The organism is Planomonospora sp. ID67723, assembly GCF_015711605.1.
Classification (GTDB): domain Bacteria; phylum Actinomycetota; class Actinomycetes; order Streptosporangiales; family Streptosporangiaceae; genus Planomonospora_A.
Window position 1 is genome coordinate 2,089,149 of the sequence record NZ_JABTEZ010000001.1, and the last position, 23,854, is coordinate 2,113,002.

Below are 23,854 nucleotides of genomic sequence, written 5' to 3' on the forward strand. Positions count from 1 at the left end.
GGATCCGTGACAGGGACGGGTGCGAGGGCCGTCAGGACCCTGAGGGCCGCTGCCCTGGCCCTCGCGGCCCTCGCACTGGTCTGCGCGACGGCGTCCTGCTCCGTCATCCCCACCGGAGTCAGGGCCGGCGCCGTGGAGGACGAGGGCCGCGGCAACCCGCTCGACCCGCCGTACGCGCGGAGCATCGCCATGCCGCCGAACGACGAGTGGGACCCCGAGAAGATCGTCAGAGGGTTCCTCGCCGCGATGGCGAGCACCGGCGATCCCGGGCGCACCATCGCGCGCCAGTACCTCACCGACGGCTTCGCCGGGCGATGGAAGCCGTCGGGCGAGGTGACGATCTACCAGCAGGACGGCATCGAGGCCGACCGGCCCGTCCCCGACGGCACGGCCGAGGTCCGGGTCACGCTCAAGGGCACCGTCACGGCGACCATCAAGGAAGACGGCCTCTACCGGCCGAGCGACGGCGACCTGAGGGAGCCCTTCACCCTGGTCAGGGACGCCAGGAAGCGCTGGCGGATCGACGCGGGGCCCGAGGGGCTGCTGCTGTCGAAGGCGGACGCCGACCGCGCCTACCGCGAGGCGAACCTCTACTTCCTCGACTCCAAGCGCAAGAGCCTGGTGATCGACCAGGTCCGGCTGCCCGTGAACCCCGCCTCCACCCTGGCCAAGGCCACGGTCGAGCGACTGCTCGAGGGGGCGAGCGGGTCGCTGGAGGGGGCGGTCCAGACCGCCTTCGCACAGGGCACCCAGCTCATCGACGTCACCACCGAGAACGACCACGTCGTCGTGAACCTGACCAGGCGGGCGAGCCCCGACGACATCGCAGCGATGTCCGCCCAGCTCTCCTGGACGCTCTCCGAGATCGTCAGCGGCTCGCGCTTCGAAGTCCGGGTGAACGGCGAGTCCTACTTCCCCGGCTCCTCGCTGGTGATCGACGCCCAGAAGCAACTGGGGTTCGATCCGTGGATGACCCCGCCGGACGTGCGTCCCCTCTACCTGCAGGACGGCACCCTGCGGCAGCTCGGCAAGGAGAACGTCGGCGAGCCCGTGGCGGGCGAGGCGGGTGCGAAGAAGGGCTCGCGCATCCGCCCGGCGGTCAGCGGGCACGCACTGAAGCAGGTGGCGGCGCTCTCCGGGGACCGCAAGAGCATCTCGGTCGTGTCGCTCGTCCAGGACGGGCAGTGGCAGGAGTGGGCGACCGGCAACGAGCTCGTCCCGCCCTCCTGGGACCGCTACCACTCGCTGTGGACCGTGACCCATCCGGCGCCCGGGACCTCGGTGGTGCTGCGGCACTACTACGACGAGGTCAAGCGGGAGGTGAAGCAGTTCCGGGTCTCCGCGCACGACCTGGACGAGGTCGAGGTCACCGCGCTCAAGGTCGCCCGCGACGGCGTGCACGTCGCGGTGGCGGTCAGGGACGCGCGGGGCGACGAGGAGGTCAGGATCGGCACCGTCGTCGGCGAGGGGGCCGGCAGCCGCATCGACAACCTGTGGCCGGTGGACCGCGTCGACGACAAGCAGGAGATCAAGGACCTCGCCTGGAAGGACGGCAAGACCCTCTACGTGCTCACCGGCAAGTCCGAGCTGCTGGAGGCGTCGCTGACCGGGGAGTCCAAGCCCCTGGGCTTCTACGCCCACATCGAGAGCATCACCGCCCTGGACCGCGCCCTGCTGGCCGGCGCCGTGGACGACGAGGGCAACCGGCAGATCCTCTACTGGGACTCGGCCAAGTGGCAGCCCCTGGTCAAGGATGAGAACGGCACCACCGGCTTCACCGAGGACGGCCCGGCCCACCCCGCCTTCCCGCTGGGCTGAGCGGTCCCCGGAGAGCGGGCGGTTCCCCGGTTTTGTCGGTGGGACCTGGCACTTTGGACCTGTGACGACCGCTCTGCTCGACCTGGTCCTGCCGCCCCGCTGCGCCGGATGCGACGCACCCGGCGCGCTCGTCTGCCCGTCCTGCGCCGAGGAGATCCGCGGCGAGCCCGCCTGCCGGATGCCGGTCCCGGCTCCGCCGGGCCTTCCCGAATGCTGGTCCGCGGCCGAGTACGCCGGCGCCGCCCGCCGGGCGATCATCTCCTACAAGGAACGCGGCCGCACGGCTCTCGCCCGCCCGCTGGCCGGGGCTCTGGCGCTGACCGTCGGCACCGCGGTGGGCGGCCACCCCGTGGTCCTCGTCCCGGTGCCCAGCGCCCGCCCGGCCCTGCGGCGGCGCGGGCACGATCCGGTGACGCGGCTGGCGGAGCTGGCGGCCGGTTACCTGCGGGAGGCCGGCTGGCCGGTGATGGTGGCCGGGATGCTGGCCCACCGCCGCCGCCTGGCCGACCAAGCGGGGCTGAGCTCCCTCCAGAGGGCCGAGAACCTGGCCTCGGCGTTCAAGGTCGCCGCCGGGTGGGACGGCCTCCTGGCGCGTTCCTGGGAGGGCGCCGGCGTGGTCGTGCTCGTCGACGACGTCGTCACCACCGGCGCGACCCTCGCCGAGGCGGCCCGGGCTCTGAGGGAGGCGGGGACGCAGGCTCCGCTCGCGGTGACGCTCGCCGCGACACGCCGGAGAGGCCGGCCGCGTGAAGGTGACGGAGGGTAAAGACCGGTTAAGTTATCGGTCTCCCCGTGCAGTCGCGTCTTCATGTCCCAATCAGGTGCTCGGAGAGGCTCTGCGGACGCGAGAACCCTTCACGTAAGGGGCGCCGCGCGTACAAAGCGGTCATCCCCGGCTAGGAAGAAATCCTAAGAAAATCACACAAAGTGATCCTCTCGCCGATCGCCAGGCTGACATTCGGCCGGGATGCGGATAGCGTCGGAGCATGGCACCCGCTCGGGTCCGTGGTTGCGCCGGACTGACTCCCGCAAGGGGGTCGGTCTGGTTAGCCGATGCCAGCCGCAGGCGAAACGGTCCACGTAAGACGACTCTTTGTCGGTCGATCACGGTGCGGCTTAGAGGTAAGTCCTGCCTTCCCGGGGAGCCAGATGTTCCTCGCCAGAAGAGAAGGGCAGTAGTGGCAGAGAGCTGCGAAACCCTCAGCAGGCGGATGTGGGGACGAAGACCAGGTCGGCCGAGCGGGTGTCGCTGTTCCACCGTCGAGAGCCGAAGGGGGGCTGTGCATGGACATCATCGTCAAGGGTCGGCACACCGGAGTGAGTGACCGATTCCGCGACCATGTGACGACCAAGCTGGCCAGAATCGAGCGTCTGGACCACAAGCTCATCCGCGTTGACGTGGAGGTTTCCAAGGAGCGCAACCCGCGCATCCCAGACCAGCGCGAGCGGGTCGAGCTCACGATCCACTCCCGCGGCCCCGCAGTGCGGGCGGAGGCCTCGGCAGACGACCGTTTCGTCGCCCTGGACCTGGCACTCGGCAAGCTCGAAGGAAGGCTCCGGCGCCTCGCCGACCGGCGCAAGATCCACCACGGCAACCACTGCCCCCCGTCGGTCGCCGAGCTGACCGCCTCCGCGCTCGCCCAGTCCCTGGAGGCCGAGCCGGCCCCGGTCCGGGGCAAGCCTGACGAACGGGATCTGGAGGTCGACGTGGACCTCCCCGAAGACAAGACCATCGTCCCGATCGAGATGGAGGGTGACGGGCCCCTGGTGGTCCGGGAGAAGTTCCACGAGGCCGAGCCGATGACCATCGACCAGGCGCTCCTGGAGATGGAACTCGTCGGGCACGACTTCTATCTCTTCCGAGACAAGGAGAGCGGACATCCCAGCGTCGTTTACCTGCGGCAAGGCTACAACTACGGCGTGTTGCGGCTCGTCGAGCCCTGACCGCGGTGCTCTGAAACCCTCTCCGACCAACCCGAGGACCGCGAAACCCGTGTAATCATGGCGGTCCAACGGCTCTGGCCCCCCGAGGAGGAGGCGTGACGGAACCCGACGAGGCGACCCGCCCTGCCGGGCGCGGCGACCCGATCCGTGTGCTGATCGTTGACGATCACGCGCTGATCCGCCGCAGCCTGGAGATGGCACTGGCCGCAGAGGCGGACATCGAGGTGGTCGGCGAGGCGAGCGACGGTCAGGAAGCGGTCGAGCTCGCCGACCGCCTGACACCGGACGTCGTGCTCATGGACGTCCGGATGCCCCGGCAGAGCGGCATCGAGGCCACCAGGGAGATCAAGGCCTCGGCGCCCAGCGTCCGGATCATCATGTTGACCGTGAGCGACGAGGAGGAGGATCTCTTCGAGGCGATCAAGGCGGGCGCCACCGGGTACCTCCTGAAGAACGTGCAGCTCGACGAGGTTCCCGAGGTCGTGCGAGGCGTTCACGAAGGGCAGTCCCTGATCAATCCGGCCATGGCCGCCAAGCTCATCAGCGAGTTCGCGACCATGAGCCGGAAGGAGGCCGAGCGGCCCCCCCAGCTGCCCGTCCCCCGGCTGACCGACCGGGAGATGGAGGTTCTCCGCCTGGTGGCCAAGGGGATGAACAACCGCGAGATCGCCAAGCAGTTGTTCATCTCCGAGAACACCGTGAAGAACCACGTCCGCAACATCCTGGACAAGCTTCAGCTCCACTCCCGGATGGAAGCCGTGGTCTACGCCGTGCGGGAGCGGATGCTCGAGATCACCTGACCGCCGTCCGATCCCGTGAGCCGGCGGCCGGACTCCCGGCCGCCGCTCACGGGATGGCGGACAGGATCGCCTCCCGCAGGAAGGGCTCCGCCCGGTCGATGCGGACGGTGTCGCAGCCGACCCAGGCCGCGGCCTCGCGGAGGGCCTCGGCCAGCGGCACGACGGCCTTGCGCGGGTCGGTCCCGGCCTCCAGGCCGATCTGGCGGGCGACCAGGGCGGAACCCTCGCGTGCCGGGTCGACGCGGCCGATCAGACGGCCGCCGGCGAGGACGGGCATCGTGAAGTAGCCGTGGACGCGCTTGTCCTTGGGGACGTAGGCCTCCAGGCGGTGGTTGAAGCCGAAGACGCGGGCGGTGCGGGCCCGGTCCCAGATGAGGGAGTCGAACGGCGACAGCAGGGTCGTGCGGTGGCGGCCGCGGGGGGTGCTCTCCAGCGCCGCGGGGTCGGCCCAGGCGTTCGCGGCGCGCTCGGGCCAGCCGTGCACCCGGACCGGGACGAGCCCGGCGCCGCCGTCGAGCAGAGCCGCGTCCAGGAGCGCGGCGTGCGGGGCCTTGAGCCGGAGGAAGTCGACGAGGTCGGCGCGGGTGGCGATGCCGAGGGCACGGCCGGCCACGCCGGCGAGCCGGGTGACGCACTCGGCGTCGGAGAGGTCCTCGCCCAGGAGGTGGCCGGGGACGGCGCGTTCGGCCAGCTCGTAGACGCGGCGCCAGCCGACGCGCCGGGTGCAGACGACCTCGCCGGTGTCCAGCAGCCACTCGATGGCGATCTTGGAGTCGGACCAGTCCCACCAGGGGCCGCCGTTCTTGGCGCCGCCGATGTCGGCGGTCGTGACGGGGCCGTTCTGGCGGACCTGCTCCAGGACCTTGTCCACCGTCGGGGGGACCTGGTGCCAGCGGTATCTCCGCTCCCGGAACGCGCGGCGCCGGAAGGCGTAGAGCGGCCAGTCCTCGATGGGCAGGATGCAGGCCGCGTGGCACCAGTATTCGAAGGTGCGGGCCGGTTCGTCCCAGTAGGCCCGCTCCACGTTCTGCCTGCCGACGGCGCCCAGGCGCGCGTAGGCGACGAGTTCGTGGGAGCGGGCCAGCACGGAGATCGTGTCGAGCTGCACGGCGCCCAGGCGGCGCAGGGCGGCGGGTGGGCCGCCGCGGCGGGCGTCGGCGCCCAGGAAGCCCTGGGCGCGCAGGATGATCCGGCGGGCCTCGTCGGCCGGGAGCGTGAGGGTCACGGCTGCTCCAGGGGGAGGCGGCGCGTTGTCGCGCGGCGGGTCGGCATGGGCCGAGAGTAGCGGTTCACACCGACAAAAGCGCTACACCGGTGTCATGGCGGTGACCGCCGGAAGGGAGGACGCGCGGTCGGCGGCCCCGCCGGCGGTCCCGGCAGGGCTGCCGTGGCCGGGGACCCGGAGCGCCAGGGGCGCGCCCGGGCCCCTCCTAGTCGAGGACGCCTTCCGTGCGGCCGAAGGGGGCGCGCGGAGAGTCGAGGATGACGTCCTTGAAGACGCCGAAGGCCACCAGGAGGATTCCGCCCAGCGCGCAGACGGCCGCGCCCATCCAGAACACGAACCAGTTGGGGCCGGCGGTCAGCGCGATCCCGCCGATGGTGAAGCCCAGCAGGCTCACAGTGACGGCCAGCCAGGACGATGCCCGGCCTCCGTGGCCGACGTCGGGTTTCTCCGCCATGGGTCGTTTCTCCTCGTGGACGGCGAGGGGCTCGCGGGTTTTTCCAGCGCGAGGTGCGATAGGTGTCGCATACCCCTCACTAGGTGCGGTACTCCTCAAAACCGGGCACTGGGAACCGTGCGGGCGGTAAGCGCGTCTTTCATGGTGGCTGTGTCTGGTGGTGGAACCGCCTACGATGGCAGCGGAGAACCATGTCTCGTCCTCATCCAGGCCCCTGAAGGCCGCGGAAGACCTGCGAGGAGCTTTACCTAAAGTGCCAGCCTTTCTCGACAAGATTCTTCGCGCAGGCGAAGGCAAGCTTCTGCGTAAGCTCAAGCGGATCGCCGACCAGGTCAACTCCATCGAGGACGACTTCACGAGCCTGACCGACGCCGAACTGCGCGCGCTCACCGCGGAGTACAAGCAGCGCCACGCCGACGGCGAGTCCCTCGACGATCTGCTTCCCGAAGCCTTCGCCACCGTCCGTGAGGCCTCCCGGCGCGTGCTGGGCATGCGCCACTTCGATGTGCAGATCATGGGCGGGGCCAACCTGCACATGGGCAACATCTCCGAGATGCGCACCGGTGAGGGCAAGACCCTGACCTGTACGCTCCCCGCCTACCTCAACGCCATCTCCGGCAAGGGCGTCCACGTCATCACGACGAACGACTACCTGGCCAAGCGCGACGCCGAGGAGATGGGCCGCGTCCACCGCTTCCTCGGCCTCGAGGTCGGCGTGATCCTGGCGAACATGCCGCCGGACGATCGCCGCAAGCAGTACAACGCGGACATCACCTACGGCACGAACAACGAGTTCGGCTTCGACTACCTGCGCGACAACATGGCGTGGTCGCTGGAAGAGTGCGTCCAGCGCGGCCACAACTTCGCCATCGTCGACGAGGTCGACTCGATCCTCATCGACGAGGCCAGGACCCCGCTGATCATCTCCGGTCCCGGCGAGCAGTCCGGCAAGTGGTACGCCGAGTTCGCCAAGATCGTCCCCCGCCTCCGCAAGGGCGCCGAGGGCAAGGACGGCGAGGAGAGCACCGGCGACTACGTCGTCGACGAGAAGAAGCGCACGGTGGGCATCCTGGAGCCGGGCGTGGAGAAGGTCGAGGACTGGCTCGGCATCGACAACCTCTACAAGCCCGAGCACACCCACCTGGTCGGCTTCCTCAACAACGCGCTGAAGGCCAAGGAGCTCTACAAGAAGGACAAGGACTACATCGTCGTCGACGGCGAGGTCCTGATCGTCGACGAGTTCACCGGCCGCGTGCTGCACGGACGACGCTACAACGAGGGCATGCACCAGGCCATCGAGGCCAAGGAAGGCGTCAAGATCAAGGACGAGAACCAGACTCTCGCCACGATCACGCTGCAGAACTACTTCCGCCTCTACAAGACGCTCTCCGGCATGACCGGAACCGCGGCCACCGAGGCCAACGAGTTCCACCAGACCTACAAGCTCGGCGTCGTCCCGATCCCGACCAACAAGCCGATGATCCGCAAGGACCAGGCCGACGTGGTCTACAAGACCGAGGACGCCAAGTTCATGGCGGTGGTCGAGGACATCAAGGAGCGCTACGACAAGGGCCAGCCGGTCCTGGTCGGCACCACGAGCGTGGAGAAGTCCGAGCGGCTGTCCAAGGAGCTCAAGCGCAGGGGCGTCAAGCACGAGGTCCTCAACGCCAAGAACCACGCGCGAGAGGCCGCGATCATCGCGGAGGCGGGCCGCAGGCACGCCGTCACCGTCGCCACCAACATGGCCGGCCGCGGCACCGACATCAAGCTCGGCGGCAGCACCGAGTTCCGCGCCGACATGGAGCTGCGCAACCGCGGCCTCGACCCGGTCGAGACCCCGGAGGAATACGACAAGGCCTGGCCCGAAGCGCTGGAGAAGGCCAAGGAGGCCGTCAAGACCGAGCACGAGGAGGTCGTCGACCTCGGCGGTCTCTACGTCCTGGGCACCGAGCGGCACGAGTCGCGCCGCATCGACAACCAGCTGCGCGGCCGTTCCGGCCGTCAGGGCGACCCGGGCGAGTCGCGGTTCTACCTCTCGCTCGAGGACGACCTCATGCGCCTGTTCAACTCGGCCCGAGTCGAGATGATCATGACGCGGCTGAACATCCCGGACGACGTCCCGATCGAGTCGGGCATCGTCTCCAAGGCCATCGCCTCCGCCCAGCACCAGGTCGAGCAGCAGAACTTCGAGATCCGCAAGAACGTTCTGAAGTACGACGAGGTCATGAACCGCCAGCGCAAGGTGATCTACGCCGAGCGCCGCCGGGTGCTGGAGGGCGCCGACCTGCACGAGCAGATCCGCGGCTTCGTCGGCGACGTCGTCGACGACTACGTCACCGCCGCCACGGCCGAGGGCTTCTCCGAGGAGTGGGACCTCGACAAGCTGTGGAAGGCGCTGGGCCAGCTCTACCCGATCAGCCTCACCATCGACGAGATCGTCGAGGAGGCGGGCGGCCGCGAGGAGCTCACCGCCGCGTTCCTGGACGAGAAGGTGAAGGCCGACGCGCTGGCCGCCTACGACCGCCGCGAGGAGGAGCTGGGCGCGGAGGCCACGCGCGAGCTGGAGCGCCGGGTCATCCTGTCGGTCCTGGACCGCAAGTGGCGCGAGCACCTCTACGAGATGGACTACCTCCAGGAGGGCATCGGCCTGCGCGCGATGGCGCAGCGCGACCCCCTGATCGAGTACCAGCGTGAGGGCTTCGACATGTTCTCCCAGATGCTCGACGGCATCAAGGAGGAGTCGGTCGGCTACCTGTTCAACCTCGAGGTCGAGGTGCAGACCAACCCGATCGTCGAGGAGAACGAGGAGGAGGAGGACGAGGCCACCGCCGAGGTGCGCTCCATCATCGCGCGCGGCCTGCGCGGTCCCCAGCGTCCCTCCGAGCTGCAGTACACCGCGCCCGGCGAGCGGGGCGAGGTGGAGCAGACGCGGGTCAGCACCCGCGAGGAGCGTGACGCCTACGGCAACGTCGAGCGCAACGCCCCGTGCCCCTGCGGCTCCGGGAAGAAGTACAAGCGCTGCCACGGCGACCCCAAGCACGTCCAGGCCTGACCTCGTGGCCCGAGGGCCCGCACCCCGCGCCGGGGTGCGGGCCCTCGCGCTTGCGGGCCGCGGTACGGCGCGCGTCACGGCGACGGCGACCGGGGGAGGCCCCCGCACCGGGACCCCGGCTCAGGGTGCCCTCAGGGCGTCTTCAAGGCGTCGTCTCGAACTCGGTACAGAGCCACTGCACGCCCCTGCGCTCCAGCCTGAGGGCCAGCCCGCGGTGCCGCTCACCGCAGCGCACGAGCACGCACATCTCCACCACCCCGTCTCTGGGCTGGGACATGTGCAGCCTTCCGGCCCGGGGCGGGCGCGCGCAGTCGAAGATCTTCCCGGCGCGGACCAGCTCGGCCTGGGTCCGGTCGGTCGTGTGGCGGGAGACGCTGGAGGGCGGTCGCCGGCCGGCCAGGATCTCGGCGAAGGCCTGCCCGAGGGCCCGCAGCCGCCGCTCGTCCGGGACCGCTCCCGGCGGTCCCCAGATCAGCGGGCGCCGGGCGTGGAGTTCGGCGGGCTCCGGCTCGCAGGCGAGGGCGAGAGTCCCCTGCACGTACGGCGGGGCGGCCGGCGGGCAGCCGGGCGGGCGCTCGTCGTCGTAGGGGGGCTCGGCCGGCAGGGAGGACACGATCCGGGGGAGCGGCACCGGCCGTGGAGGGCGTGACATGGCGACTCCGATTCTCGTCGGGGGACCTGACACATCTAGGAGTTTCCGGTCCACCACCCAGATACGTTCCGCGCCAACTTTCCCGGAACCGGCGCCTTTTCGTCCCGCCGAGGGGAGAAGGTCCCCTGAAGCTGGAGCGGTGGCCGCGGGCGGGGCCGGGTTACGGCGCCGCCCGCGGGTTCCTTCGGATGGCCGAAATGCGCCGGACCGCGCTACCGGGTGTCACGGCCGGTGCGCCCGTCGCTCCCCTTGCGGGCGTCTCCGGGCGCGTCCGGCCCGGTGGCGGCCGTACCGGAAGGTCCGTCGTCCTCGGGCTCGCGGCCCGGGGTGGCCAGGTCCAGCCGCCTGATCAGCACCGTGAACAGCAGGTAGTAGACGGCGAAGTAGAGCAGGCCGAATCCGATGATCAGACCGAGCCCGTGGGTGTTCGACTTGCCGGCGTTGAGCAGCATGTCGATGCCGCCGGCGGAGAAGGTGAACCCGAGGCGGGCCCCGGACTCGGCCATCAGGGCCATCGAGACGCCGGTGAGCAGGGCGTGCACCGCGAACAGGGCCGGAGCGACGAAGACGAAGGCGAACTCGATCGGCTCGGTGATCCCGGTGAGGAACGCGGTGAGCCCGGCGGAGAGCATGATGCCGCCGACGGTCGCGCGCCGGTGCGGCGGGGCCGCCCGCCACATCGCGACGGCCGCGCCGAGCAGGCCGAACATCATGACGGGGAAGAAACCCGTCATGAAGATCCCGGCCCCGTCCTGCCCCGCGAAGTAGCAGTTCAGGTCACCCGCGGCGCTGCGGGTGGCGCCGTCGGCCCCGGCCTGGCACTCCGGGAGGGTGAACCAGACGATCGTGTTGAGGAAGTGGTGCAGGCCGATCGGGATGAGCAGGCGGTTGGCCACGCCGTACAGGCCGGCGCCCTCGGCGCCGTGGGCGGAGAGCCGGTCGCCCATCGACGCCAGCCAGTCGCCGACCGGGAGCCAGATCAGGCCGAAGAGCACTCCGAGGAGGAGCGCGGCGACCGCGGTGACGATCGGAACGAACCTCCGGCCGCCGAAGAAGGCCAGCCACGCGGGGAGCTTGATCCGGTAGTAGCGCTCCCAGAGCAGGGCCGCGGTGATGCCGATGATGATGCCGCCGAGGACGCCGGTGGGGTTCTGGGCTCCCAGATTGAGCAGGGGCGTGGGCTGCCCGTCGGGGCCGGTGACGCTCAGCGCGACCTTCTTGTGGACCGCGGAGTCCGGTGAGGCGGCGAAGAACAGGGTCCTGGAGACACGGTCGAAGACCAGGTAGCCGACGAGCGCGGCCAGCGCGGTGGAGCCGTCGGCCTTGCGGGCGAAGCCGATGGCCACGCCGACGGCGAACAGCAGCGGCAGGTTGTCGAAGAGGGCGCCGCCGGCGGCGGCGAAGACGCTCGCCACCCGGTCGAGGAAGGCGTTGTCGCTCCGGCCCAGCAGGTCGTCCTGGCCGAAGCGGAGCAGCAGGCCCGCTGCGGGCAGGACCGCGATGGGCATCATCAGCGAGCGCCCGACGCGCTGCAGGACGGAGAAGGCGGACGACCATGCCGATGGCCCGCGATCGACGGCTGCCGTGCTCATTCCGGAACCCCCGCGCCCGTGGTGACGTGCGGGGGGTAGCCGGTATGTACCACTGCGGGCGACGGGCTACACGGGGAGCGGGGCCGCCGCGGCCGGAGTCCGGCCGCGGCGGAGAGGTCAGGCGGGTCCGGCGGGAGGGGCGGCCGGCTCGCCGGACTCCGCGTCGGGCTCGGGCTCGCGGCCTGGAGTCATGATGTTCAGGCGCCTGATCAGGAAGCTGAACACGGCGTAGTAGATCACCGCGTAGACCAGGCCCATGGCGATGATGATCGGGACCCCTCGCGCGTTGGCGGCGGTGCCGTACAGGCCGAGATCGATCAGCCCGGAGGAGAAGCTGAAGGCGAGCTTGGCGCCCAGCGCGGAGGCCACGGCGAGGGAGACGCCGGTCAGGACGATGTGCACCACGAACAGGACGGGGGCCACGAAGATGAAGGCGAACTCGATCGGCTCGGTGATCCCGGTGAGGAACGCGGTGAGCGCGGCGGAGATCATGATGGAGCCGACCGCGGTGCGGCGGTGCGCCGGGGCGGCCCGCCAGATGGCGAGCGCCGCGGCGGGCAGGCCGAACATGAGGACCGGATAGAACCCGGCCTCGAATCCGCCGTAGCCCTGCACGCCGTTGTTGAAGCACACCAGGTCGCCGGCGAGCTGCTTGCCGGCCTCCGTCACGCACTCGGGGACCTGGGTCCAGACGACGTTGTTGACGATGTGGTGCAGACCCAGGGGGAGCAGGGCGCGGTTGACCATGCCGTAGATCCCGGCGCCCAGCGTGCTGTTCTCGGCGAGCCAGGTGCCGAAGGCGCGGACCCAGCCGCCCAGGACCGGCCAGACGAATCCGAAGAGCACGCCGAGCACCAGCCCGGCGAAGGCGGTGATGATCGGGACCAGGCGGCGGCCGCTGAAGAAGGCCAGGGCGGTCGGGAGCTTGGTGCGGTAGAAGCGCTGCCAGAGCAGGGCGGAGACGATGCCCATGACGATGCCGCCGAGCACCCGGGTCGGGTTCTGCGCGCCGAGGTTCAGCACCACGGTGGGCACACCCGGGTCGGCCGGGTCGAAGACCTGCGTGGTGATCGATCCCTTCAGGGCGTCGTCGAACAGCGTGAAGAACATGTTCATGCTGACGGCGTGGAAGACCAGGTAGCCGACGAGCGCGGCCAGCGCGGTGGAGCCGTCGGCCTTGCGGGCGAAGCCGATGGCCACGCCGACGGCGAACAGCAGCGGCAGGTTGTCGAAGAGCGTGCCGCCGGCGGTGCCGAGCACCCGCGCGACGTCGTCGAGGAGGGCGTTGTCGCTCCTGCCGAGAAGGTCGTCCTGGCCGAGCCGGAGCAGCAGGCCGGCTGCGGGCAGGACCGCGATCGGGAGCATCAGGGAGCGGCCGAGGCGCTGGAGCACGCCCATCGCGGCGGAGCCGGGCGGAGGCGGGGCCGGGAGCCCCGCATCCGCTGAGGTGGAACTCATCGGACTTTCCTCCAGGGGGTGGGGGCGGGAGGAGGAGGTCAGCTGCGGCGTGCCGGCGTCTCCAGGATCGTGCGGAGCTGGTAACGGTCGGCGCGGTAGGTGGAGATCCCGAGCTCGGCGCAGACGCCCCCGGCGAACGAGCGCTGCTGGAGCAGGAGCACGGCGCCGCCGCGCGGCAGCTTCAGCAGGTCGGCGTCGTCGGGGTCGGCGATCCCCGCGTCGATGGTGAGCTCGCCGGCGTCGAGCACCAGGCCGTAGTGGGTTTCGAGCATGGTGTACAGGGAGCGGCCGGTCAGGTCGTGGTCGCCGAGGTCGGGCGCGAGGGCGACCGGGATGTGGGATCGCTCGATGCACATGGGCTCGTCGGCCGCGGTGCGCAGCCGCTCGATGAAGTGCACCTCGTCACCGGGCTGGATGCCGAGCTCGCGGGCGAGGTGGGCGCTGGCCCTGACCACCCGGCGGTCCAGGTCGCGGGAGCCGGGCTCCATGCCCCGGGCGCGCATCTCGTCGCTGAAGGAGGTCAGCCGGAGCGCCATCTCGATCTTGGGCCGGGCCACGAAGGTGCCCTTGCCCGCGACGCGCTGCAGGCGGCCCTCGGAGACCAGGTGGTCGACCGCCTGCCGCACCGTCATCCGCGACAGCCCGAAGCGCTGGCAGAGCTCGCGTTCGGACGGGATCGCCGTGCCGATGGCCAGCTCGTGGCTCTCGATGAGGTCGAGCAGGATCTCCCGGAGCTGGAAGTACTTGGGCACGGGACTGTCCGGATCGATCTGGGCCACGGGTCTCCTCCCCTCTCGATTCCACTATGTCCGATGGGTTATGGTTTGCACTGGTCTAGTCCGGACTAGACCACAGGCCGGAAAAGGGTGTCAACGTACGGACCGGCGACGGATCGATAACGGCCCGATCGCGCCTGTCCCAACCGAAGGATGAGCGCGAGATGACGACCAAGATGCGCAGCGAGATCGCCGAGCAGCCCGCTGCGCTGCAGGCCACGCTGGACGCCCTTCTCCCCAGGATCGGGGAGGTGGAGCGGCTCGCGGGGCAGACTCGTCAGCTGCTGTTCATCGCCCGTGGCACCTCCGACAACGCCGCAGTCTACGGCCGTTACCTCGCCGAAGCACACGCGGGCCGCCTGTCCACCCTCGCCGCCCCGTCGATCGCCACCACCTACCGGCGCAAGCTGGACCTGGACGGCGTGCTGGCGGTCGGCCTGTCCCAGTCGGGCCGGACCGAGGAGATCGTCGAGACCCTCGCCTGGGCCAAGGACTGCGGCGCGAAGACCCTGGCGATCACCAACGGCGGCGAGCAGAGTCCTCTGGCCCAGGCCGCCGACCTCGCCCTGTGCACACTCGCCGGCGAGGAGAAGGCCGTCCCGGCGACCAAGACCTACACCACGCAGCTCGCCGCGCTGGCGGTGCTCGCCCTCGGCCTGGGCGCGGACGTCGACCCCGCCGACCTGCGGCGGGTTCCGGACGCCGTGGAGAAGCTGATCGGCGACCCGGGCGAGCTGGACGCGGTCGTCGAGGGCCTGGCCGACAAGCCGGGCGTCGTGGTCTCCGGCCGCGGCCTGGCCTTCTCCACCGCGCTGGAGACCGCGCTCAAGCTGAAGGAGGCCTGCTACCTGCACGCCATGGGCCTGTCCTACGCGGACCTGCTGCACGGCCCGATCGCCGTGGTCGACTCCGACACCCCGGCCGTCCTGGTCGCGGCGGGTGAGGGCCCGACCCTGGCCGGCACCGTGGCGCTCGCCGAGCGGGTCACCGGCGCCGGCGCCGCCGCTTTCACCGTCGGCGGCGGCACCGCGCTCGCCGCGGCGGGCACGGCCGCGCTGAACGGTCCGGACCTGCCGGAATGGGTCGCCCCGCTCGGTCTCGTCGTCCCCGGGCAGTTGCTGACCGAGGCCCTGGCGCGCAGGCTGGGAATCGACCCCGACGCGCCGCGCGGCCTCAACAAGGTCACCCAGACGGACTGAGATCGCGGTGTCGTTTAGCCTGGTCATGACCTGTAGCCGGGTCACGGCCTGGGGCGCGTGACCGGTAACGCTAGGAGGGCGACATGGCGGCGGACGCCAACGCGATCATCGCGGGCCTCGGTGGCGCGGACAACATCATCGCGATCGAACCGTGCATCACCCGGCTCAGGACCGAGGTGCTCGACGCCTCCAAGGTGGACCAGGCCGCCCTCAAGGCGGCCGGCGCCCACGGGGTCATGGCCGCGGGCAACGTCGTCCAGGTGGTGGTGGGCCCCGAGGCCGACACGATCGCCAGCGACATCGAGGACGTCATCGGCTGACTGACGCCGGGCCGTCCCCGCGGTGACGGGGACCGCCGAGGGGGTGTGATGACCACAGTTCTGGCCCCGGTCGCGGGGGCGGCCGTGGGCCTGGAGGCGGTGCCCGATCCGGTGTTCTCCGGGGGGCTGGTCGGTCCGGGGGCGGCGATCGACCCGGCCAGGGAGCCCGGCCGGGTGATCTCGCCCATCGACGGGAAGATCGTCAAGTTGCACCCGCACGCCTTCGTCGTCGTGGGGGACGACGGCAGGGGAGTCCTCGTCCATCTCGGGATCGACACCGTGCAACTGCGGGGCGAGGGGTTCGAACTGCTGGCCGCGGAGGGCGACCGGGTCAGCGCCGGCCAGCCCGTGGTGGCCTGGAACCCGGCGGAGGTCGAGGCGGGAGGGCGCTCCCCGGTCTGCCCGGTGGTGGCGCTGGACGCCTCCGAGGGATCCGTCACCGGGCTCGCAGAGGGAACCGTGGGAGCGGGCGACGAGTTGTTCCAGTGGAGATGAGAGGCCGGCGATCGCCGGGATTGCGCCCGGGGCGGCGGGTATGAGGTGCATGGGCATCACGGCCGGCCGCCTTGACGCGGATCCGGCGGTGGCGGGCCCGGCGGGTGCCGACCGGCCCCGCCGACCATATGAGCAACCGGCGGTCTAGACCGCCGAGCCGATCCTTCAGGAGGACCCGTGGCCGAGCGCCAAGTCACCGTCAAGGCCGAGGTCGGTCTGCACGCCCGCCCCGCCGCGACGTTCGTGCAGACCGCGGCCAAGTCGGCCCTGGACGTCACCGTCGCCAAGGCCGGCGGGCAGCCGGTGAACGCCAAGAGCATCCTCGGCGTCCTCTCCCTCGACGTCCGGCAGGGCGACAGCGTGGTGATCAGGGCCGAAGGGGAGGGCGCCGAAGAACTTCTCGACCGGCTCGCGGACATCGCCTCGGCCCCGTGAGCACCTTCACGGGCGTGGGGGTCAGCCCCGGCGTCGGCTTCGGGGCCGGCCACGTCGTCGTCCGCGCGATCCCGGTGCCCCCGCCCGGCGCCCGGCACGGCGGGGACGCCGAGGCGGAGCGGGCCAGGGCAGCGGACGCGCTGGAGCAGGTCGCGCGGGACCTGGAGCGGCGGGGGGCGCTGGCGGGCGGCGAGGCGCAGAAGGTCCTGGACGCCCAGGCCCTGATGGCGCGCGACCCCGGCCTGGCGGCGGAGGTGGCCGAGCTGGTCGGCGCGGGCGCGAGCGCCTCCCGCGCGGTCTACGAGGGGTTCGGGCGTTACCGGGAGATGCTCGCCGGCGCGGGGGGCTACCTCGGCGCGCGCGTCGCCGATCTCGACGACGTCAGGGACCGGGCGGTCGCCGTCCTCGAAGGCCTGCCGGTGCCCGGTGCGCCGGTCCGCGCGGCGGAGCCGTACGTGCTCGTCGCCCGGGACCTGGCCCCGGCCGACACCGCGCTGCTCTCCCGGGACGTGGTGGCCGCCTTCGTCACCGAGGAGGGCGGGCCGACCAGCCACACGGCGATCATCGCCAGGGCGATGGGCGTGCCGGCCGTCGTGGCCTGCCCGGGGGCCACCGCCATCGCGGCGGGCACGCCGGTGCTCGTCGACGGGGCCTCGGGCCTGGTACGGCTCTCGCCGTCGGAGGAGGAGGTGAAGACCGTCCGCAGGGCCGCCGCGGCCCGCGAGGCCGTGCTCGCGGCCGCCACCGGGCCCGGAACCACCGCGGACGGCCACGCGGTCCCGCTGCTGGCCAACATCGGCGGGCCGCGCGACGTGGAGAGCGCGCTGGCGCACGGCGCGGAGGGCGTCGGGCTCTACCGGACCGAGTTCCTCTTCCTGGGCCGGACGGAGGCGCCGTCGGCGCGGGAGCAGGAGGCGGCGTACGCGGAGGTGCTGAGGGCGTTCCCCGGAGGCCCGGTGGTGGTGCGGACGCTGGACGCGGGGGCGGACAAGCCCCTGGCCTTCCTGCCCGTGGAGGGGCAGGAGCCGAACCCGGCGCTGGGGATCCGCGGATCACGGCTACTCCAGGCGCATCCGGAGATGATGCGCGAGCAGCTCGCCGCCCTGGCGCGGGCCGCCGCGCAGACCTCCGCCAGAGTCCAGGCGATGGCGCCGATGGTGGCCACCGTCGAGGAGACGGCGCGGTTCGTGGCCGCCTGCCGGGAGGCCGGGCTGCCGTCCGCGGGGGTCATGGTCGAGATCCCGTCGGCCGCCCTGCGCGCCGCCGACCTGGCCGCGGAGGCCGACTTCTTCTCGATCGGCACCAACGATCTGGCCCAGTACGCCTTCGCCGCCGATCGCCAGGTGGGCGCGCTGACCGCGTTCCAGGACGCCTGGCAGCCCGCCCTGCTCGACCTGGTCGCCCTGACCGCCGCCGGGGCCGCCCGGCGGGGCAAGCCGTGCGGGGTCTGCGGGGAGGCCGCGGGCGACCCGGTGCTCGCCTGCGTGCTGGTCGGCCTCGGCGTCACGTCGCTGTCGATGACGGCCTCCTCGCTGCCCGCCGTACGGGCCGCGCTGGCCCGGCACACCCGGGACCAGTGCCTGCTCGCCGCACAGGCCGCCCGCGCGGCGACCTCCCCGGCAGGGGCGCGCGCCGCCGCCCGCGCCCACCTGCAGGGCCTTGCGGAACTGGCGCTGTGACCGCCGCCGCAGGTCCGGCGTGGTGACGGGCGCCGCGACCGGGGCCGGAAGCGGACGCCCCGGCCCCCGACACGCCGGTAATCGGAGCGCCCGGTCGCCCGCGCGGATAGCGTGGTCTGCATGGTTCGGAGCATGCGCACGGCTGGTCTTGCAGTGATCGCGACGATGGTGGCCGGGTGCGCCGCCGGGTCGGGGGCGGCCAGCGCGCCTGCTCCGGGGCCGGCCGGGCCGCCCGTGGCCCCCACGGCCGCGGCGTCCTCCCCCGCGCCTTCCGGCGCCGCCGCGCCCTCCACCGCGCCCCCTGAGAGGTCCGCCTCTCCCGAGGTGGAGGCCGTGCTCGCGGGGATGAGCGTCGAGGAGAAGGTCGGTCAGCTGTTCATGCCGGTCCTGTACGGCCCGGCGGCCGGCACGTCCTCGGGGGAGAACCAGGCGCGCTTCGGCGTGGACACCCCGGCCGAGACGATCGCCAGATACCGCCCCGGCGGCGTGATCCTGTTCCCCTGGGCGGACAACGTCAAAAGCGTCCGGCAGCTCGTGGCCCTGACCAACGGCCTGCAGAAGGCCTCTCCCGGGATCCCGCTGCTGATCGGCGCCGACCAGGAGAACGGCCAGGTCTCCCGCCTCGCTCCGCTGGTCACCAAGCTCCCCGGCGCCTCGGTGATCGGCTCCACCGGCGACCCGTCGCTGGCGCGCATGGCCGCCAAGACCACGGGCGCCGAGCTGCGGGCGCTCGGCGTCAACCTCGACTTCGCCCCGGTCGCCGACGTGAACCTCAACCCGCGCAACCCCGTGATCGGCCCGCGCGCCTACGGCTCCGACCCGGAGAAGGTCGCGCCGATGGTCGCCGCGGCGGTGCGGGGCTTCCACGACGCCGGGATCGCCGCCACCGCCAAGCACTTCCCCGGTCACGGCGACACCAACGTGGACAGCCACTCCGGTCTCCCGGTGATCAAGCATTCCCGATCCCAGTGGGAGAAGCTGGACGCGCCGCCGTTCGCCGCGGCCATCGGCGAGGACATCGACATGATCATGAGCGCCCACGTGGTCATGCCCCGGCTCGACCCGTCCGGTGACCCGGCCACGCTCTCCAAGCCGATCCTGACCGGGCTGCTCCGCCAGGAGCTCGGCTTCGACGGGGTCATCTCCACCGACGCGCTGGACATGCAGGGCGTGCGCAAGAAGTACGGCGACGGCGAGGTGGCCGTCCGGGCCGTCCTGGCCGGGGCGGACCTGCTGCTGATGCCGCCGGACTACCCGAAGGCGTACGAATCGGTGCTGGCCGCGGTGAAGTCCGGCAGGATCTCCGCCGACCGGCTCGACGCGTCCGTACGGCGGCTGCTGACGCTGAAGGCCGCCCGGGGGATCCTGGAAAAGGCCCCGGTCGCCGACCCGGCCGATGCGGAGCGGACGCTGCGCTCGGCGGAGCACCGCAAGGTGGCCTCCCTCATCAACCGCAAGGCCCGCTGACCCCGCACCCGGCGGCTCGCCTACCCTGTAACAGGTTCTAGACGAGGAGGCGGGATGCTCAAGGGTGTGCTGATCGATTGGGGCGGCGTGCTCACCACGGGCCTGCACGAGGCGATCGAGGAGTGGATCGTCGCCGAGCGGATCGACGCGACCCGCTACCGCGACGTGATGCGCGAGCTGATCATGCACGCGTACGAGGGTTCGGCGAGCGGCGAGAACACGATCCACGCGCTGGAGCGGGGCGAGATCTCCGCCCTGGACTTCGAGCGCGACCTGGCCGAGCGGCTGCTCACCGTGGACGGCGTGCCGCCGGTCGCCGAGGGGCTGCTGACCAGGATGTTCGCCGGATTCCAGCCGGTCCAGCCGATGTACGACATGCTGGCCGCCGCCCGCGCCGCCGGGCTGAAGACCTGCCTGCTGTCCAACTCCTGGGCCAACGACTACCCCCGCGACGCCTGGGACGGGCTCTTCGACGAGATCGTCATCTCCGGTGAGGTCGGCATGCGCAAGCCGGAGCCGCGGATCTTCGAGCACACCCTCGGCGTGGTCGGGCTCTCCGGCGCGGAGTGCGTGTTCATCGACGACATCGAGGCCAACGTCACGGCCGCCCGCGCCCTGGGGATCGTCGGCGTGCACCACCGGGACCCGGAGGCGACCATCGCCGAGCTGGAGACCCTGTTCAGCGTCCCGCTGCGGGCCATGCCCGCGCTGTGAGGCCCGGCGCCGCCCGGATCCGGCTCGCCGGGCGGCGCCGTACCTCGCGGCCGGGGTGCCGGGACTGGCACACTCGGTGGATGATCGGCGCCGGAGCGGTGCCATCGTCGGAGAACACCGTCGGAGAAGACAGATCGAGGCAAGATGCGCGTCTACCTGCCGTGCACGCTCCCGGCGCTGGCCCGCGTGGTCACCGCCAAGGAGCTCGGCCCGGCCCCGTTGACCGGTTACGCGGTGACCCCCGCGCTGACCGAGTGGTACGCCTCGGGTGACACCGAGGAACTGGAGTACGTCGCCCTGACGGAGGCGGCCCGGGCCTCCCTGCGGATGCTGGCCGCCGATCGCGCCGACGGCGTGGAGGCGGGCGCCCGCCGGGTGGTGATCGCCGCCGAGGTGCCGGACGACGACGTGAGCATGGGCACCGACCTGAGGGAGCGCGCGAGGGTACGGCTCGCGCGGGCGGTCCCGGTGGAGAAGATCGCCGCGGTGCACGTGGACGACCCGGCGGCGGTCGACGACGTCGAGTCCGCTCTCGCCGCGCTGCCCGCGGCCGACGGCGGCGACGACGACGCCCGCTTCACCGTGGACGGCGCCGAGGCCCACGAGCTGCTGTGGTACGCCACCCAGGAGATCCCCGACCTAGTCGGCTGAGGGGATGAATCTGGCGTCTGAGCTGGGCGGCTTAGGTACAGTCGTGGGTATATGAGACACATTGTTTGGGACTGGAACGGCACGCTCTTCCACGACATCGACGCCGTGGTGGCGGCGACGAACGCGGTCTTCGAGCCGTACGGCATGGGTTCCTACGACGTCGACGGGTTCCGCGAGGTCTACACCCGCCCGATCTGGACGGCCTACGAGCGCATGCTCGGCCGTCCGCTGGAGGAGGGCGAGTGGGAGCGGATGGACCAGGGCTTCCACGAGCACTACCACCGGCTGATGCTCGAGTGCGGTCTGGCGGCCGACGCCGAGTCCACCCTGCGGAGCTGGGAGCGGGAGGGCGGCAGCCAGTCGCTGCTGTCCATGTGGCGGCACGAGATGCTCGTCGCCAAGATCGCCGAGTACGGCATCGACCGGCACTTCACCCGGGTCGACGGGCTGCTGAACACCGCCTCCGGCGGGCACAAGGCCGAGTCGATGGCGGCCCACCTCGCCGCGCTGGGCGTCGCCCCGGAGAACGTGCTCGTGATCGGCGACAGCGTGGACGACGCGCACGCCGCCCAGCACGTCGGGGCCCGGGCGGTGCTCTACACCGGAGGCATGACCAGCCGCAGGGACCTGGAGGCGTTCGGGGTGCCGGTCGTGGACACCCTCGCGAACGCCATCGACTACGCCTAAACCGGATGATTTAGGCATCAGTGGCGGCCAGGGTGCGGCGATGGCCGTACCCTGGCATCCCCGCCCAGTCCCGGAGGCCACGATCAACCGCCTCGTTCTGTGGAACATCGACCTCACCCTGGTCGACGTGTCCATCGTCACCCGTGACGCGTACGCCGACGCCTTCCGCCAGGTCACCGGCCGTCCCCTGGTGAAGCTCACCCAGCACAACGGCCGCCCCGACTCGGAGATCGTCTTCGAGACGCTGGCGATCAACGGGATCGTCGCCGAGGACGAACACCTGCCGAAGTTCCTGGACGCCCTGGCCGCGGCCTTCGCGGCCCGCCGCGGACGCCTGTCCGGGGAGGGCCGGGCGATGTCCGGCGCGAAGGAGGCGCTGAAGGCCGTCTCCCGGCTCGACGGCACCGTCCAGTCGGTGCTCACCGGGACGATCAAGAGCAACGCCGTGCACAAGCTGACCGCGTTCGGACTGCACAAGCACGTGGACGTCGAGGTCGGGGGTTACGGCGAGGAGGTCTACCCCAAGGCCACCCTGCTCCAGGTGGCCCAGGGCCGGGCCAAGCGCAAGTACGGCGCCGCCTTCGACGGGAGCAACACCGTGCTCATCGGCGACTCGGCCAGGGACGTGCAGGCCGCCAGGATCGCCGGGGCCGCGATGATCGCGGTCGCCACCGGGCGGTCCCTCCCGGCCGAGCTGCACGAGGCCGGCGCCGACGTGGTCCTGCCCGACCTGACCAACCCCTCCGAGGTGGTGGCCGCCGTGGCCGGGCTCACCTCGCCCGCTCGCAAGGCCGGGTAGGCCCCGTTCCGCCTCACAGGTCGCCGAGCTCCGCCAGGAACCGGGCCGCGATCGGCGCGGCGGCCCCGGAACCCGAGCCGCCGCCCTCGACGATCACCGCGAAGGCCAGGTCGCCCCGGTAGCCGATGAACCAGGCGTGCGAGGGCGGCTCCTCGCCCGAGCCGTACTCCGCGGTCCCGGTCTTGCCCGCCGTACCGGGCGGGAAGGTGACCGCCCTCGCCGTGCCCTCCACCACCACGGCGGGCATCAGCGTGCGCAGCGCCCGCACCACCTCCGGCTCCAGCCTCCTCGGCTCGCCCGGCGGGAGCAGGGCGGCGTCCACCAGCCGGGGCGGACGCCAGGAGCCGTCGGCGACGGCCGCCGCCACGGTGGCCATGTTGAGCGGGCTGGTCAGCACGCGGCCCTGACCGATCGAGGCCGAGGCGAGGTCGGTGTCGTCCTGCGGCGCGGGGAACTTCGCCCGTACGGCCGGCACCCCCGGCTCGACCGGCGCCCCGAACCCGAAGTCCGCCGCGACCTTGCCCAGCCGCCGCCCGCCGAGCCGGTCGACGCTCAGCCGCCCGAACGTGGTGTTGCACGAGTGCGCGAACGCCTCCCGCAGCGAGGGAGTGCCGTAGTCCCTGAACCCGGCGTTGTGGAACGGGAAGCCGCCGATGTTCTGCTCGGCCGGGCAGGCCACCCGCTCCCCGGCGGTCATGCCGTCGGCCACCAGCGCCGAGGCGGTGACCACCTTGAACGTCGATCCCGGCGGGTAGTGGCCCAGCAGCGCCCGGTTGAACCCGCCGGGCTTGTTGGCCGCCGACAGGATCTCGCCGGTCGAGGGGCGGAGCGCGACCAGGGAGGCGGGCCCGTCCACGTCCCGCAGGGCCTGCGCCGCGGCGCGGTGGACCCGCAGGTCGATGGTGGTCCGCAGCTCCCGGCCCGGTTCCGCCTCGAAGGCGGCGAGGGTGGCGACCTTCGCGCCCCCCTCCACCAGGTCGATCCGGGCCGACGAGGTGCCGGTGAGGCGGTCGCGGTAGGTCTCCTTCAACCCGTCGACCAGCTGCCGCACCGAGCCGGGCGCGGAGGCGGTGTCGATCCGGGTGCCGTCGGCGGCGAGGATCGGCGCCTGCCCGGCTCCGACCACCACGGCCTTGAGCCGCCGCCCGGACCGGAGCTCCGGGTGGAGGGCGGCAGGGGTCCACCGCACCCGCCAGGCGCGCTCGTGCTCGACCAGCGTCAGCGACCCGTCGTAGGACCAGTCCACGGGCCCCTCCAGCCGGGCGCGGAAGCGGACCTCGGCACCCGCTTCGGCATCGGCGCTCCCGGTGACCTCGAAGCCGGCCCCCGACAGCTTCAGATCGGTCCGGAACCGCCGGTACCAGCGGTCGAAGTCGTCCGGCGGCTCCATGGCCAGGGTCCGCATCGCCGGGTAGTCCTGCCGGGCCCAGGCGGCCAGGAACGTCCGGGCGGTCTCCTCCGGCGAGCCCTGGGTGCGCAGCGCCCAGACGACCCCGGCGATCGCGGCGACCGGCGCCAGCACCGCCGCGATCAGGATCTTCGGTCTCATGCTCGTTCCCCCTTCTCCTCGCCAGCAGAGGAGAACAGAAGGGTCGCATTTATGTCCAATACTGATATGAGTCAGAAATCTATATCTG

22 protein-coding genes are annotated in these 23,854 nt (G+C 71.7%); 15 read left to right on the plus strand and 7 right to left on the minus strand.

What is annotated here, in order from left to right:
• Positions 1-6 precede the first annotated feature (6 nt).
• From HS041_RS09890 to HS041_RS09905, 4 genes are all read left to right on the plus strand, one after another.
• The gene (locus tag HS041_RS09890) at positions 7-1,818 is read left to right on the plus strand and encodes an LpqB family beta-propeller domain-containing protein (protein WP_196440160.1); all 1,812 of its coding nucleotides are present in this window, start codon (positions 7-9) and stop codon (positions 1,816-1,818) included.
• Positions 1,819-1,879: 61 nt separating this feature from the next.
• Positions 1,880-2,584, plus strand: a complete 705-nt coding sequence (locus tag HS041_RS09895) for a ComF family protein (protein WP_196440161.1) — start codon at positions 1,880-1,882, stop codon at positions 2,582-2,584.
• 518 nt (positions 2,585-3,102) lie between these two features.
• A complete protein-coding gene (hpf, locus tag HS041_RS09900) occupies positions 3,103-3,762 on the plus strand; it encodes a ribosome hibernation-promoting factor, HPF/YfiA family (RefSeq protein ID WP_196440162.1) in 660 nt (219 codons plus the stop codon).
• Between the two features lie 95 nt (positions 3,763-3,857).
• Positions 3,858-4,562, plus strand: coding sequence for a response regulator (locus HS041_RS09905; RefSeq protein WP_196440163.1), 705 nt, complete (start codon positions 3,858-3,860; stop codon positions 4,560-4,562).
• Between the two features lie 46 nt (positions 4,563-4,608).
• On the opposite strand, the gene HS041_RS09910 is transcribed toward HS041_RS09905, so the two are convergent.
• A complete protein-coding gene (locus HS041_RS09910; protein WP_196440164.1) occupies positions 4,609-5,787 on the minus strand; it encodes a winged helix-turn-helix domain-containing protein in 1,179 nt (392 codons plus the stop codon).
• Between the two features lie 205 nt (positions 5,788-5,992).
• Positions 5,993-6,241 (minus strand): HGxxPAAW family protein, encoded by a 249-nt coding sequence (locus HS041_RS09915; protein WP_196440165.1) that lies wholly within the window; start codon positions 6,239-6,241, stop codon positions 5,993-5,995.
• Between the two features lie 253 nt (positions 6,242-6,494).
• On the opposite strand from HS041_RS09915, the gene secA reads away from it, so the two are divergent.
• Complete coding sequence (secA, locus tag HS041_RS09920; RefSeq protein ID WP_196440166.1) at positions 6,495-9,293, plus strand: preprotein translocase subunit SecA; 2,799 nt, start codon at positions 6,495-6,497, stop codon at positions 9,291-9,293.
• A gap of 142 nt (positions 9,294-9,435) precedes the next feature.
• Here secA and HS041_RS09925 read toward each other — a convergent pair whose 3' ends face one another.
• The 4 genes from HS041_RS09925 to HS041_RS09940 form a co-directional block, all read right to left on the minus strand.
• Entirely contained in the window at positions 9,436-9,945 is a 510-nt protein-coding gene (locus HS041_RS09925; protein ID WP_196440167.1) for an Rv3235 family protein, read from the minus strand.
• A gap of 212 nt (positions 9,946-10,157) precedes the next feature.
• A complete protein-coding gene (locus tag HS041_RS09930; RefSeq protein ID WP_196440168.1) occupies positions 10,158-11,537 on the minus strand; it encodes a PTS transporter subunit EIIC in 1,380 nt (459 codons plus the stop codon).
• Positions 11,538-11,654: 117 nt separating this feature from the next.
• Entirely contained in the window at positions 11,655-12,995 is a 1,341-nt protein-coding gene (locus HS041_RS09935) for a PTS transporter subunit EIIC (protein ID WP_196440169.1), read from the minus strand.
• Between the two features lie 38 nt (positions 12,996-13,033).
• Positions 13,034-13,774: a GntR family transcriptional regulator gene (locus tag HS041_RS09940; RefSeq protein ID WP_196440170.1), complete on the minus strand. Its 741-nt coding sequence runs from the start codon at positions 13,772-13,774 to the stop codon at positions 13,034-13,036.
• Positions 13,775-13,935: 161 nt separating this feature from the next.
• Between HS041_RS09940 and HS041_RS09945 the strand changes: the two genes are divergently transcribed.
• From HS041_RS09945 to HS041_RS09990, 10 genes are all read left to right on the plus strand, one after another.
• The gene (locus tag HS041_RS09945; RefSeq protein ID WP_196440171.1) at positions 13,936-14,970 is read left to right on the plus strand and encodes an SIS domain-containing protein; all 1,035 of its coding nucleotides are present in this window, start codon (positions 13,936-13,938) and stop codon (positions 14,968-14,970) included.
• A gap of 83 nt (positions 14,971-15,053) precedes the next feature.
• Entirely contained in the window at positions 15,054-15,290 is a 237-nt protein-coding gene (locus HS041_RS09950) for a PTS sugar transporter subunit IIB (protein ID WP_196440172.1), read from the plus strand.
• A 48-nt stretch (positions 15,291-15,338) separates the two neighbouring features.
• Positions 15,339-15,785 carry a PTS sugar transporter subunit IIA gene (locus HS041_RS09955; protein ID WP_196440173.1) on the plus strand — a complete coding sequence of 149 codons (447 nt, stop codon included), beginning with the start codon at positions 15,339-15,341 and terminating at the stop codon, positions 15,783-15,785.
• Positions 15,786-15,962: 177 nt separating this feature from the next.
• Positions 15,963-16,220, plus strand: a complete 258-nt coding sequence (locus HS041_RS09960; protein ID WP_196440174.1) for an HPr family phosphocarrier protein — start codon at positions 15,963-15,965, stop codon at positions 16,218-16,220.
• The gene (ptsP, locus tag HS041_RS09965) at positions 16,217-17,899 is read left to right on the plus strand and encodes a phosphoenolpyruvate--protein phosphotransferase (protein WP_196440175.1); all 1,683 of its coding nucleotides are present in this window, start codon (positions 16,217-16,219) and stop codon (positions 17,897-17,899) included. The genes HS041_RS09960 and ptsP overlap by 4 nt, the downstream gene beginning before the upstream one ends.
• A gap of 132 nt (positions 17,900-18,031) precedes the next feature.
• Complete coding sequence (locus HS041_RS09970; protein ID WP_230878506.1) at positions 18,032-19,366, plus strand: glycoside hydrolase family 3 protein; 1,335 nt, start codon at positions 18,032-18,034, stop codon at positions 19,364-19,366.
• A gap of 54 nt (positions 19,367-19,420) precedes the next feature.
• Positions 19,421-20,080: an HAD family hydrolase gene (locus HS041_RS09975; RefSeq protein ID WP_196440176.1), complete on the plus strand. Its 660-nt coding sequence runs from the start codon at positions 19,421-19,423 to the stop codon at positions 20,078-20,080.
• A gap of 144 nt (positions 20,081-20,224) precedes the next feature.
• Entirely contained in the window at positions 20,225-20,731 is a 507-nt protein-coding gene (locus HS041_RS09980) for a DUF6912 family protein (protein WP_196440177.1), read from the plus strand.
• Between the two features lie 51 nt (positions 20,732-20,782).
• On the plus strand, positions 20,783-21,418 hold the full coding sequence (locus tag HS041_RS09985) for an HAD family hydrolase (RefSeq protein WP_196440178.1): 636 nt from the start codon (positions 20,783-20,785) through the stop codon (positions 21,416-21,418).
• A gap of 40 nt (positions 21,419-21,458) precedes the next feature.
• Positions 21,459-22,217: an HAD family hydrolase gene (locus HS041_RS09990; protein ID WP_196440179.1), complete on the plus strand. Its 759-nt coding sequence runs from the start codon at positions 21,459-21,461 to the stop codon at positions 22,215-22,217.
• A 13-nt stretch (positions 22,218-22,230) separates the two neighbouring features.
• Here the strand turns inward: HS041_RS09990 and HS041_RS09995 are convergent, their stop codons facing one another.
• Complete coding sequence (locus HS041_RS09995; protein ID WP_196440180.1) at positions 22,231-23,766, minus strand: penicillin-binding transpeptidase domain-containing protein; 1,536 nt, start codon at positions 23,764-23,766, stop codon at positions 22,231-22,233.
• Positions 23,767-23,854: the final 88 nt, after the last annotated feature.